Origin of the sequence: Bacillus sp. V3-13 (assembly GCF_002860165.1) — a bacterium.
Classification (GTDB): Bacteria; Bacillota; Bacilli; order Bacillales; family Cytobacillaceae; genus Bacillus_BJ.
The window spans coordinates 1-12,051 of sequence record NZ_PGUZ01000005.1; the positions used below are offsets into that span (position 1 = coordinate 1).

The following is a 12,051-nucleotide window of genomic DNA, read 5'->3' on the forward strand; positions in this document are numbered from 1 at the left end:
TCTTGACACTTACTCGGGTTGGACTTTCACCAACTAGCAATTAACGGCTTGCTGGGCACGCGCCAACCTAAAAAGAGACTGGCCTTTTCGCGCCAGTCTCTTTTGTGATTATTTAGTGAGGTTTTGAATCCACGGCGTGATCATTTCAAATACTTTAAAGCCCAAGTAAATCCCGACGATCCCTGTTATGCCAGCCAGTGCCGGCGGTGCTGGGATCGGCAGCTTGAATAACGCAAAAATAAAGCCGACTATAAACCCCGTAAGCAACGCCAAAAAAACAACTTTCATATTTTTTCCTTCCTCTCATCGCTGCTCATATGGCAATTCTATTTGAAGCTAAGCTTATCGTTCCCTTTATTGCAAAATTCGATTAAAGCTTAAGCTGCACCCAAGCTTCGGCATACTAAAGGCTTCCGCGGCAAACGGAAGCCCGATTTAATTCTACATTTTTTCCGGTGCTGAAACGCCGATTAAGGCAAGGGCATTTCTTAACGCGATTTGAACCGATTTCACTAAAGCCAATCGCGCTTTTGTCAGGGCTTCCTGTTCTGGATCAAGCACCTTTTCGGCATTATAAAAGCTGTGGAACGCTGAAGCCAGTTCGAAAATATAGTTTGTAATCCGATGCGGCATCCGTTTTTCGGCAGCCTCTGCGACAGCCTGCGGGAATTCACCCAGCTTTTTCAAAAGATCGATTTCTTTTTCGGCTTGAATGAGCGAGAAATCCGCCTCATCTGTATACGTCAGCCCATTTTCGACAGCCTGGCGCAAAATGCTGCTGATGCGGGCATGCGCATATTGGGCATAGTATACAGGATTTTCATTCGACTGGGATACGGCCAGGTCAAGATCAAAGTCCAAATGGGTATCGGGACTTCGCATCGCGAAGAAGTATCGGGTCGCATCGAGGCCGACCTCATCAACAAGGTCACGCATCGTGACGGCTTTGCCTGTCCGCTTGCTCATCTTCATCTTCTCGCCATTTTTATAAAGGTGGACGAGCTGGATAATCTCCACCTCGAGGGCATCCCGCTCGTAACCGAGCGCTTGAATTGCCGCTTTCATGCGCGGGATATAGCCATGGTGATCGGCTCCCCATATATTAATCAGCTTTTCAAACCCTCTCTCAAGCTTATCTTTGTGGTAAGCAATATCCGGTGTTAAATACGTATAGGACCCATCCTGCTTGATCAACACCCGGTCTTTGTCATCGCCAAGCTCGGTGGAACGGAACCAGACAGCGCCATCCTGTTCATATATATAGCCGTTATCCTTCAGTGTTTGCAGGGCGGCCTCAATTTTACCATTATGGTACAAAGACGTCTCTGAATACCAGACATCGAATGAGACCCGGAAGTTTTCAAGATCATTCTTCAGCTTTTCCATCTCATACTTCAATCCGTATTCGCGGAAAAAATCGAATCTTTCCTGCTCGTCTGCAGTAACATATTTATCGCCAAATTCCCCGGCCAGCGCTTTCCCGATCCTGATGATATCTTCTCCGTGGTAGCCATCCTCAGGCATCGGCTTGTCCAGCCCAAGCGCCTGGAAGTAACGGGCTTCCACCGAGAGGGCCAGATTGTTGATTTGATTGCCGGCGTCATTAATATAATATTCACGGGATACATCATAACCCGCTTTTGCCAATATGTTGCACAGCGAGTCACCAACAGCGGCACCCCTTGCATGGCCAAGATGGAGATCACCGGTTGGATTGGCTGAAACGAACTCGACCTGGATTTTCTGGCCGTTTCCGGTATTCGTTTCGCCATATTTATGATCCTGATCAATAATGGTTGGAATCAAGCCGGTCAGGTAGCTGTTATTCATGTGAAAATTAATAAAGCCGGGTCCCGCAATGTCTATTTTCTCAATCGAGGCTTTTGAACGGTCAAAATGGCTGATCAATTCTTCCGCAATGGCACGCGGAGCTTTTTTAGCGATTCGCGCCAGCTGCATCGCCATATTCGTCGAATAATCGCCATGCGTTTTTTCTTTTGGAATTTCCAAAACGACGTCGGGAACATCCTGTTCCGCTGCCAGATTGGCTTTTACAACCGCGGCTTTTATTTCTTGCTTTAGCTTGCTTTGGACTTGCTCAACTATGTTCATTGCCCTTCCTCCTCGTATGTAATCGTCATTTGGTAGGTCCCGGCCCTGGCACCCTCCATGAAAAAATCGTATAACAGTTCGAGCGACCCGGAGCGAATCTGGTCATGAAAGATATGGTCCAGTCGTTTCACAGTGGCCGAGGTTCGGAAAGTTCCGTACGGGGTTTCATAGCTGCCCGCTCGATTTTGGCCGCGGCTCAGTGCGAGCCTCATTTTGACGGCACCGCTTCTTAAGATCAGCGCATCGCTTTCAGCTATTTTTACAATCGTTTTTATTTGGCCTTCTTCCATTGCCTCTTCATATTGAAGATAGGTGTCGTTATCCTTGTGAAAGTGTTTGCCAAACGTGGTCAGTTCATAAGTCTCCTGATCGTTGTCCTGGTGAATCACTGTTTTTACGTTTATTTTAACAGGCATTTGTTCCGCTGGGTTGTTCGGCAACGGCAACACGTCCTTTTTCCTCTTTATTATAACTTTATAAGTATAATTATTCTCCTCTAAAAGTGCAAGGAAGCCTCCGTTTTCCGCAAAAAAAAAACGAAGACGATTCGTCTCCGTTTTACTTTTTCTTATTTAATCCAGCCGAGAATCATTTCGCGAAGAAGCTTGCTTGCCGTGTTGGCTGTTTGCTCGGACGGGTCGTAGATCGGGGCGACTTCGACGAGGTCGGCACCCACAACATGAACATCTGATCCGGCAATTTCGTGGATGGACGCGAGCAGTTCCCTTGATGTTATTCCGCCAGCATCGACTGTTCCGGTTCCCGGCGCATGGGCGGGGTCCAATACATCAATATCAATCGTGACGTATACAGGGCGGCCGGCAAGCTTCGGCAGGATTTCCTGTAACGGCTTATGAACTTCAAATTTTGAAATATGAAGGCCGGCTTCTTTGGCCCAGTCAAACTCCTCTTTCATTCCGGAACGAATTCCAAAGGAATAAATGTTCCCGGGACCGATTAATGCCGCTGCCTTCCGAATCGGTGTGGCGTGGGAAAGAGGCTCGCCTTCGTAATGCTCGCGCAAATCTGCATGGGCGTCCATATGGATAATGGCAAGATCCGGATATTTTTTGTACATCGCTTTTATGACCGGCCATGATACTAAATGCTCGCCGCCCATTCCGAGCGGAAACTTTCCGTCGGCAAGAATCTTCCCGACAAACTCTTCGATCGCTTCAATGCTTTTTTGCGGATTTCCGAATGGCAGCGGAATATCTCCGGCATCAAAGTATTTAACATCGTCAAGCTCCCTGTCGAGATATGGGCTGTACTCTTCAAGACCGATTGACACTTCCCTGATCCGGGACGGGCCAAACCGGGAGCCGGGGCGAAAGCTGACTGTCCAATCCATCGGCATTCCATAGATGACGGCTTTGCTTTCTTCATAATCCGGATGGCTCTTAATAAAGACATTGCCTGAATATGCTTCATCAAAACGCATGCAAAAAAACCCCACTTCATATGTAATCCGGACGGCCCTCTATCGTATCGCCGTCCTGCCTGAAAATTTTCCTACTTTGTTAAGTCGCTGACGAACTTTGGCAATACGAAGGCTGCTTTATGAAGCTCTTTCGTATAATACTTCGTATCGATTTCATGAAAGCGGTCGTCGCTTACCTCGAGTGGATCATACTTTTTCGATCCGATCGTAAACGCCCATAACCCGCTTGGATATGTCGGGATATTCGCTGTATAAAGCCGGGTAATCGGGAATATTTCTTTGACGTCTTTTTGGACACTGCGGATCAGGTCCGCCTTAAACCACGGATTATCTGACTGCGCGACAAAAATGCCATCTTCTTTCAACGCTTTTGAAATTCCGGCATAAAACCCTCTTGTAAACAAGTTGACAGCAGGTCCGACTGGCTCTGTCGAATCAACCATGATGACATCATATTCATTCTCACTTTCGGCGATATGCATAAAGCCGTCGCCAACCTTGACTTCGACGCGCTCATCATCAAGCTTGCCGGCGATTTCGGGCAAATATTTTTTCGAGTATTCAATGACTTTACCGTCAATATCAACGAGTGTCACTTTTTTAACGCTTGGATGCTTCAACACTTCGCGAACGACACCACCGTCACCGCCGCCGACGACAAGGACATTTTCAGGGTTCGGGTGCGTAAATAAAGGCACATGCGCCACCATCTCATGGTAAACAAATTCATCCTTGACAGAAGTCATTACCATATCGTCAAGAAGAAGCATATTGCCCCATTCTTCTGTTTCGACCATGTCAAGCTTTTGAAAGTCGGTTTGTTCTGTATGTAAAGTGCGTTTTACCTTCATCGTAATTCCAAAATTGTCTGTTTGTTTTTCTGTAAACCAAAGTCCCATATTGATCATCCTTTCTTTATTAAGCTTTCATCTATGTATAACACCGGCTGGACTTTATTTATAATGTTCCCCAACCGGTTAATTACAAACATGAGAAAAAGTATAGAGGAATCTAGCAAAATTGCAAGGAAAAAATATTGTTTTTTCATAGGCAATGTTTAAAACCCGGCTGTTTTTTTCATACTGATAATAGCTTCGTGGCTGAGCATTTTTATTATGAAAAAACAGGGGGGTGATTCCCATCGAGATTATGACCGACCGGCGGCTGCGCAAAACAATCAAGTACGTAAGAGCTTTTTTGATCATCAGTTTAATAGCAATTGCCTTCATGCTTGTTCTTATTGCCGGTATATTGGGATATGCAAAAATATTGGGAGCGCCGCCGCTCGCAGTCCCGCAATCGACATTGTATTACGCGGATGATGGAACCGTTATTGGTGAAAGCAACAGCGGCCAGAAACGCTATTGGGTTCCGCTTGAAGATATTGCCCCTGCGTTGATTGAAGCAACGGTCTCGATTGAGGATAAAAGCTTCCGTGACCATCATGGTTTTGATTACAAACGAATCGCCGGTGCGGCCCTGGCTGATCTAAAAGCACTTTCCAAAGTGCAGGGCGCAAGCACGATTACCCAGCAATATGCGCGAAACTTGTTTCTTGAGCACGAGAAGACGTGGAAACGAAAAATTCTTGAGGCCTTTTATACGATTCGTTTAGAAATGAATTATTCAAAAAAAGATATTTTGGAAGGATATTTAAATACGATTTATTATGGAAACGGTGCATACGGAGTCGAAGCCGCAAGCCAATTTTATTTTGGCAAAAGCGCCGGTGAATTATCCGTAGGCGAAGCGGCTTTGCTCGCAGGAATTCCGAAGGGTCCCGCTGTTTATTCCCCGTTTGCATCAATGGAAAAAGCAAAGGAACGGCAAAAAGTGATATTAAACTCAATGGCCGAGGACGGCTATCTGGAGAAAGAAGCAGCTGAGCAAGCCGCAGCTGAGCCATTTACACTTAAGGGACAACATCTCCATTTACAAACCGAAACCGCTGCATATTTCCAGGATGCAGTCAGGAACGCGTTGAAAACCGAGTTGAAGCTTGATGACCGCACGATTGCCCTTGGCGGTCTCAAAGTGTATACAACCCTTGATCTCGAACAGCAGGAAATCGCGGAAAAGACCGTTGAAAAACTGATTTCAAAGGAATCCGGGATTCAGCTTGGTCTTGTCGCGATGAATCCAGGCAACGGCCATGTTAAAGCCATGGTCGGGGGCAGGGATTACCGCCAAAGCCCTTTTAACCGGGCCGTGCAGGCAGTGCGCCAGCCCGGCTCAACGATCAAGCCGTTGCTGTATTACCAGGCACTTGAAGAGGGATTCACACCTTCAAGTACAATGAGAAGCGAAAAAACAACCTTTCAATTTGGAGACGGGATGGCGGATTACACACCGCACAATTATAACAACCTTTACGCAGACAGCGATATTACGATGGCCCAGGCACTGGCGCTTTCAGACAACGTATTTGCCGTAAAAACCCATCTCTTATTGGGAGAAAAATCGCTTGTTGAGACAATAAAGGATTTTGGCATCTCTACTAAAATGTCGGATGTACCATCCCTTGCTCTCGGGACTTCCGGAGTGCGCGTCATTGAAATGGCCAATGCATACAGCCTGCTTGCCAACGGCGGAAAAAAGGTATCTCCCGTGTTCATTAAACGAGTCGAAAACCACCGCGGTGAACTGATTTATGAGCATCAAAAAGCGAAGGAAACGATTCTCCGCCCGGATCTTGCTTTTGTGATGACCCATATGATGACCGGTATGTTTGACAGGAAGCTTAACGGCTATACGACCGTAACAGGGGATACGATCATTAAGGACATGACCCGGTTGTATGCAGGAAAATCAGGTTCCACCGATACGGATAGCTGGATGGTCGGCTTTGCCCCGCAGCTCGTTACAGCGGTCTGGACAGGGTATGATAAAGGGAAACCGATTGAGCTCACCGCCGAAAAATCGTATGCGAAAAACGTCTGGGTCCATTTTATGGAACAGGCACTGGAGGATGAGCCAATCAAAGCGTTCAAACCCCCAAAAGGGGTTGTCGGCGTACATGTGAATCCCGCAAATGGAAAGCTGGCGACGGAAGACTGTCCAGTAAAGCGGTTAACCTATTTCGTGGCTGGTACTGAACCGGTCGATTATTGTACAGACCATATTGAAGATGGAAACAATGGATCAGGGGAGCCGAAACATCCGAAAGCAAAAGCCCCATGGTACAAGCGAATATTTGAATGGATACCGTAATTTTTTACGCATGGAAAACCCCCGGGAGATGGTTCCCCGGGGGTTTTCCTGTCCTAGTTCTAACGTGTTCACGTTGATAAATAGTTTACTTTTTTTATGAAAATTGGGCAAGTACTTATGGCCATTAGTTCACCAATTTGTCACAGATTCGACAAATAACTGGTATTTATTGTGCGCTGTTTAAACCGGCCCGCAGCACCGGTTCCGAGCGGTTCCACATACCTTCATCGTGGTTTTTCAGGAAGTTTGCTAAAACCTCTTTTGACCTGTCGTCCATATGCTCAACGATGATGTGGCGCTTAATCGATTTATCCAAACGGTTGACATGCTCCGGGAGCGATTTGTAACCCCGTCTGATCGCCCGGTCAACTGTCATTTCACAGGCTGTCACCCCGGCATAGTACGGTCCTGCTTCTTTCCTGTCTATCGTTACCCAAACGAGCCAATATGGTTTGCCGTTTGGAACCTCTTCCTTGTTTGCAAGGAACTTGATTCCTTTTTCGACAGCACTTCTGGCATGCATCGCGCCAACATCTACGGCGGCTTCGCCTGCTTCTACATCAATAATGACCGGCGAAACATTGTCAAGGCTTAAAGATCCTGTACCAAAACCGCCGTGTCCATCGGTTGGGTCACTTTTAATAATATTAAAACCGATCGATTTCTTTTTCTTCTCTTCCATATGTGCATCCTCCTTGTAACAGGTCCCTTATCATAGAAATAACTGATAAAAAAACTGGTCAAGCCCGTTAAAAATCGCTGGAAAAAAGATATTAAAAACGGGTTGAATCGTATAATCACCGAGCGGTGTAATGACCAGGATAATAAAAATTAGCGAACCGTATGCTTCGAACTGCGTCATTTTGGCACGAAGATTCCGGGGTGCCAGGTCTTCAATAATCCGGTAGCCGTCCAATGGCGGAAGCGGCAGTAAATTGAATATAAACAGCATTAAGTTTAGCCGGATAAACATTTCGAAAAACTCGGGGATGAACGCCGGCACACTGTTGGCCAGGCCGGCTCCGGCCAAACCATACAATAGGGCAAAGCCAATCACTGTGAGCACGAGATTGCTGAGCGGACCGGCAAATGAAACAGTGATGCCGGCAAGCCTTGGGTTTTTAAAGAAAAACCGGTTGACCGGAACAGGCCGGGCCCAACCGAACCCCGCAATAAAAATCAAAATCGTTCCGATGGGATCGAGGTGCTGAACCGGATTTAAAGTCAGCCTGCCCTGTTTTTTTGCGGTCTCATCACCAAATTTATAGGCTGTATATGCGTGGGCAAATTCATGTACCGAAAAAGCAATGATAAGCGCTGCCGCCACATAGGGAATTTTCTCGAGTGGAAAGGCAAGAAATTGTTCCAATGATCCCGTCTCCTTTATGCACGTTTCGTTCTTTTGTGCGTTCGTAATTCAATCATTTCGCCCGCTCTAATCTTGCTTTAAGTGGTACAAGATAGGAAATCACAATTATAAGTAAAGTATACATGAAACCTGGCTTAAAGTGAAAAAGGGAGATAACGAAAAACCCTTGGCAAACTTTGATGAAGGTTAGGAGGGGAAATAATCCCGTTCGATATGGTAAAATCGTAAAAACGGACAAAATCGGCCGTGAATAAAATCATTTGGAGGAAACCAACCATGCCATATGTCACCGTTAAAATGCTGGAAGGAAGAAGTGAAGAGCAAAAAAAGGCGTTAGTCGAAAAAGTTACCGAAGCTGTTAGTGAAACAACCGGTGCTGCACCCGAGAAAATTGTTGTTTTTATCGAAGAAATGTCGAAAAACCATTATGGTGTCGCCGGAAAAAGGTTAAGCGACGAATAGGCTGGGTAATAAAAAAGCTAAGCTCCCTTATTGGAGTTTAGCTTTTTTCTTTAGATTTTCAATATACTGATAGGCACTTTCAATTTCTTCTTCTGTATAGTGCTGCGTGCTTTTAAGCGTAATTACTTTTTCGCTGACCTCAGCCCGTGAAAGATTATCAAAATACAATACAGTCGAAACAAGCTCAAGAAATCTAGCATTCTGGCTGTTCATATCAATTAGGCAATCTTCAAGGCAGGGTATGACCACTTCATTGGAACTCAAAAATTCTTTCCCTGACTCTGTTAAAGAATAGCGGTATTGATAATAGCCGCCCGTTTTCTCTTTCTGCTCATTCAGAAACCCCATATTGCACAGTTCCTCCACTCTTAGAGTAAGCTCCTCCGAATATGGTCCGTAAAAATGAAACTGGAATCTTTCCTGAAAAGGAAACGATACTTTCTTGGCAATATAAATGATTTTCTGCAGTTTTTTTCTGCCGGTTATTTCTTCAGCAACTGAAACTGCATACATTAATTTAGCATGGTCTTTTAGCAAATCCGTCATCTCCTACTTCAATTCATGCAGATGTCCTTTTATATGTAGAGCGTTATGTAATGAGCCTGCAATCACTGCAACTCCTGGAATTTTTCCTATAGTTCGAGAAGCTCGCGAATGTGTTGTTTAACATTCTGGTTCGCAGTCTCATCCATTAGCAAATCTTCCGGAAAATAGAGCTTATGGTCGGTTCTTCTTTTTCCAGATACGGATTCAACAATTTCCGAGAGCCTTGACAGTTCGCGAATTTCACCGTTTTTCAATTGCAGATGAATCGGCAGCCTTTCCTCCTCTTCGCCCGGGCGATAGAAATCATATGGAAGATCTGAAGAAGAGTCGACCACCAAATAATATTCCGGATCAATTCCTGCCTCCATGAACAAAGAAGACAACTCATTAAGCTTTTTGTATTCTTTTGCAGGATCGAATTCTATATATTTAAAGAGGTTCCGGTTCATAAAGCGCCTGCAAAGATCGCTTAAAATTTCATCCTCTTCATCCTGCCATATTTGAAAATAGTAAAAAAATACAGCTTCATCCAACTTCAAGTAATCTTCGAGAGTCACTTTCCCTTCAAAAAGGGAATAGAAATGGACGGGATCGAACTTAAAAGAGTAGGATTGTTCATGCAGATCCTTGGCCCGGTGAAGGATTTTGGTGAGGACCACTTCGGCGCTTCGCGTTACTGGATGAAAATAAACCTGCCAGTACATTTGGTAGCGGCTCATAATATAGTCTTCCACCGCGTGCATTCCGCTCTGTTTAAAAACGACCTGGTCCTCGCGCGGCCGCATGACCCGGAGGATCCGTTCCATATCAAAATGGCCGTAGCTAACTCCCGTATAATAGGCATCACGCTGGAGGTAATCCATCCGGTCAGCATCAATCTGGCTTGAAATCAAACTGACAACCAGTTTGTTTTGATATGTTTTCGCAATCACTTCAGCGACTTTTTTCGGAAAATCGCCGGCTACTTTCGCTAACACGTGATTGACTTCTGTATCCCCCAAGAGAATCTGCCGGGTAAATTGTTCATGATCAAGGCCAAATACCTTTTCGAAAGAATGGGAAAACGGGCCATGTCCCAAATCGTGCAGGAGTCCGGCACACAATGAAAGCAAGCGCTCGCCACTGTCCCACTCCGGCCTTCCAGTAAATACACCGTCAACGATGCGGCGGATAATCTCATAAACTCCGAGAGAATGATTAAAACGGCTGTGCTCAGCACCATGGAACGTTAAATACGTCGTTCCCAGCTGTTTAATCCTGCGGAGGCGCTGAAACTCCTTCGTGCCAATCAAATCCCAGATCACCCGGTCGCGAACATGAATATAGCGGTGAACCGGGTCTTTGAACACCTTTTCTTCACTTAATTTCTCAGCCGAATAAGCCATTCTTTCGCCTCTCTCTATGTATCCGTTCTATGGGGCGAAAATCCCCATGCTCATGGAAGCTTATATATTGATATTATATCCGGTTTTTTCCGGCAAATCACCTTGTATTTCTGCAAAATCCGACATATTTCTGGAAAATTAAACAAGCACTGCGAAAATAAGCCCTTATTTATAAATTCGTTAAAATAAAAAATCACCTGAGGACCAATCTCCAAAGGTGATTTATTTATTTATTTATTTATTTAGCTTCTTTTGTATTTTTTCGATTAATTCAGGTTCTGTTAAGGCAGCCAAAGGGCGGTTATTTACAAAAGCGAATGTTTTTTTTCGGCCTGGCCCACAATAGGATTGGCAACCAATCTCGATTTTCGCTTCTGGATCCACTTCTTTTAAATGAGGGATCAGCGTCTTTAAGTTTACTGCCTGACAATCGTCGCAAACACGAAATTCGTTTGCCATCTATTTTACAACCCTTTCCCCGGTAAGCATAAAACCTTGTTACTGACTAAAGGGTATTTTACATTTTATCGCAGCTTAATGCAAGCCGAAAACATGAATATAGCAGGGTGGAACTGCTATTTTTTCCAGTATAATTAGCTATTTCTATCGAAACAGAAAAATATTTTATTAAAAAATCTACTATCCTTTCAACTCCTTTGTATAAAAACGGAAAAAGTCGGAAAAGATTAGATTAGAACATGAATTATGCAAAGATGTAAAAGGGAGTGTAGAAATGAAAATTCGTCAAGATGCATGGACAGAAGAAAATGATTTATTGCTGGCGGAAACCGTTTTGCGCCACGTCAGGGAAGGCAGTACCCAATTAAACGCTTTTGAAGAGGTCGGGGACAAACTTAATAGAACATCCGCAGCGTGCGGTTTTAGATGGAATGCAGTCGTCCGCCTCCGTTATGAAAAAGCGCTTCAGCTCGCAAAAAAGCAACGTAAACAAAGGCAAAGAATTCTCGGAAAAGACCAGAGCGGCAAGAAAAAGCTGCTTTACAATCCTCCAGTCCCGACGATAGATGTGTTTACACCTGTTGAAACGGGAGAGCCGGTTGAAACAGCTGATTCTGCCGAAATTGTGGAAACGGTCGAAACCCACGAAGCATATGTCCCTGAATTTGATTACGCGCCTGCTGTTTCAGCCGGCACAACCACAGCACTTAATCTGGATATGGTCATTGCCTACTTGCAAAACTTAAATAGTTCGAATTTGCACGTTGACATTTTAAAGAGCGAGAATGAAAGATTAAAACGGGAAATTGCCGAATTGAAAAAGGCCAATGAAGAGTTGACCGGAAAAATCGAACATCTTGAACAGGATACGGTTACGATTCAGGAAGATTACGAGATGTTAATGAAAATTATGAATCGAGCCAGAAAACTCGCGTTATTTGAAGAAGAAGAACGTCCAGCCACAAAATTTAAGATGGATAGAAACGGCAACCTTGAAAAGGTTGCAGAATAACGCCGAAATAGGATCACGTTATTTTATTTTTAAACTTAATAGAAACGTGGAGATG

The 12,051-nt window shown here is 44.8% G+C and carries 13 protein-coding genes; 3 read left to right on the plus strand and 10 right to left on the minus strand.

The annotated features are described in order from the left end of the window. Positions 1-108 precede the first annotated feature (108 nt). The 5 genes from CU633_RS02030 to speE all read right to left on the minus strand — a co-directional run bounded on the left by CU633_RS02030 (position 109) and on the right by speE (position 4,452). Positions 109-288, minus strand: a complete 180-nt coding sequence (locus tag CU633_RS02030) for a XapX domain-containing protein (RefSeq protein WP_101658066.1) — start codon at positions 286-288, stop codon at positions 109-111. A gap of 153 nt (positions 289-441) precedes the next feature. Then, positions 442-2,112 (minus strand): arginine--tRNA ligase, encoded by a 1,671-nt coding sequence (gene argS, locus CU633_RS02035; RefSeq protein ID WP_101658067.1) that lies wholly within the window; start codon positions 2,110-2,112, stop codon positions 442-444. Next, the gene (locus CU633_RS02040) at positions 2,109-2,552 is read right to left on the minus strand and encodes a DUF1934 domain-containing protein (RefSeq protein ID WP_101658164.1); all 444 of its coding nucleotides are present in this window, start codon (positions 2,550-2,552) and stop codon (positions 2,109-2,111) included. Before CU633_RS02040 ends, argS begins: the two co-directional genes overlap by 4 nt. Before the next feature lie 128 nt (positions 2,553-2,680). Next, positions 2,681-3,553, minus strand: a complete 873-nt coding sequence (speB, locus tag CU633_RS02045; RefSeq protein WP_101658068.1) for an agmatinase — start codon at positions 3,551-3,553, stop codon at positions 2,681-2,683. A gap of 71 nt (positions 3,554-3,624) precedes the next feature. Continuing rightward, complete coding sequence (speE, locus tag CU633_RS02050; protein WP_101658069.1) at positions 3,625-4,452, minus strand: spermidine synthase; 828 nt, start codon at positions 4,450-4,452, stop codon at positions 3,625-3,627. Between the two features lie 241 nt (positions 4,453-4,693). On the opposite strand from speE, the gene CU633_RS02055 reads away from it, so the two are divergent. After that, a complete protein-coding gene (locus tag CU633_RS02055) occupies positions 4,694-6,763 on the plus strand; it encodes a transglycosylase domain-containing protein (protein ID WP_101658165.1) in 2,070 nt (689 codons plus the stop codon). A 166-nt stretch (positions 6,764-6,929) separates the two neighbouring features. Here CU633_RS02055 and CU633_RS02060 read toward each other — a convergent pair whose 3' ends face one another. After that, positions 6,930-7,445 carry a YwhD family protein gene (locus CU633_RS02060; protein WP_101658070.1) on the minus strand — a complete coding sequence of 172 codons (516 nt, stop codon included), beginning with the start codon at positions 7,443-7,445 and terminating at the stop codon, positions 6,930-6,932. A 30-nt stretch (positions 7,446-7,475) separates the two neighbouring features. Next, positions 7,476-8,132, minus strand: coding sequence for a site-2 protease family protein (locus tag CU633_RS02065; RefSeq protein WP_101658071.1), 657 nt, complete (start codon positions 8,130-8,132; stop codon positions 7,476-7,478). Between the two features lie 276 nt (positions 8,133-8,408). Between CU633_RS02065 and CU633_RS02070 the strand changes: the two genes are divergently transcribed. After that, a complete protein-coding gene (locus tag CU633_RS02070) occupies positions 8,409-8,594 on the plus strand; it encodes a 2-hydroxymuconate tautomerase (protein ID WP_101658072.1) in 186 nt (61 codons plus the stop codon). A 27-nt stretch (positions 8,595-8,621) separates the two neighbouring features. Here CU633_RS02070 and CU633_RS02075 read toward each other — a convergent pair whose 3' ends face one another. The 3 genes from CU633_RS02075 to CU633_RS02085 all read right to left on the minus strand — a co-directional run bounded on the left by CU633_RS02075 (position 8,622) and on the right by CU633_RS02085 (position 10,984). Further along, positions 8,622-9,131, minus strand: coding sequence for a YwgA family protein (locus CU633_RS02075; protein WP_101658073.1), 510 nt, complete (start codon positions 9,129-9,131; stop codon positions 8,622-8,624). A 95-nt stretch (positions 9,132-9,226) separates the two neighbouring features. Then, entirely contained in the window at positions 9,227-10,525 is a 1,299-nt protein-coding gene (locus CU633_RS02080; protein ID WP_101658074.1) for an HD domain-containing protein, read from the minus strand. Positions 10,526-10,759: 234 nt separating this feature from the next. Next, the gene (locus tag CU633_RS02085; RefSeq protein ID WP_101658075.1) at positions 10,760-10,984 is read right to left on the minus strand and encodes a DUF1450 domain-containing protein; all 225 of its coding nucleotides are present in this window, start codon (positions 10,982-10,984) and stop codon (positions 10,760-10,762) included. A 274-nt stretch (positions 10,985-11,258) separates the two neighbouring features. Here CU633_RS02085 and CU633_RS02090 point away from each other — a divergent pair, with 274 nt between their 5' ends. Next, positions 11,259-11,996: an RsfA family transcriptional regulator gene (locus CU633_RS02090; RefSeq protein WP_101658076.1), complete on the plus strand. Its 738-nt coding sequence runs from the start codon at positions 11,259-11,261 to the stop codon at positions 11,994-11,996. Positions 11,997-12,051: the final 55 nt, after the last annotated feature.

Excerpts from the sequence above, each read along its gene's own strand:
- CU633_RS02030 (WP_101658066.1), bottom strand. The coding sequence starts at position 288 with ATGAAAGTTGTTTTTTTGGCGTTGCTTACGGGGTTTATAGTCGGCTTT.
- argS (WP_101658067.1), bottom strand. The coding sequence starts at position 2,112 with ATGAACATAGTTGAGCAAGTCCAAAGCAAGCTAAAGCAAGAAATAAAA.
- speB (WP_101658068.1), bottom strand. The coding sequence starts at position 3,553 with ATGCGTTTTGATGAAGCATATTCAGGCAATGTCTTTATTAAGAGCCAT.
- speE (WP_101658069.1), bottom strand. The coding sequence starts at position 4,452 with ATGGGACTTTGGTTTACAGAAAAACAAACAGACAATTTTGGAATTACG.
- CU633_RS02060 (WP_101658070.1), bottom strand. The coding sequence starts at position 7,445 with ATGGAAGAGAAGAAAAAGAAATCGATCGGTTTTAATATTATTAAAAGT.
- CU633_RS02070 (WP_101658072.1), top strand. The coding sequence starts at position 8,409 with ATGCCATATGTCACCGTTAAAATGCTGGAAGGAAGAAGTGAAGAGCAA.
- CU633_RS02080 (WP_101658074.1), bottom strand. The coding sequence starts at position 10,525 with ATGGCTTATTCGGCTGAGAAATTAAGTGAAGAAAAGGTGTTCAAAGAC.
- CU633_RS02085 (WP_101658075.1), bottom strand. The coding sequence starts at position 10,984 with ATGGCAAACGAATTTCGTGTTTGCGACGATTGTCAGGCAGTAAACTTA.
- CU633_RS02090 (WP_101658076.1), top strand. The coding sequence starts at position 11,259 with ATGAAAATTCGTCAAGATGCATGGACAGAAGAAAATGATTTATTGCTG.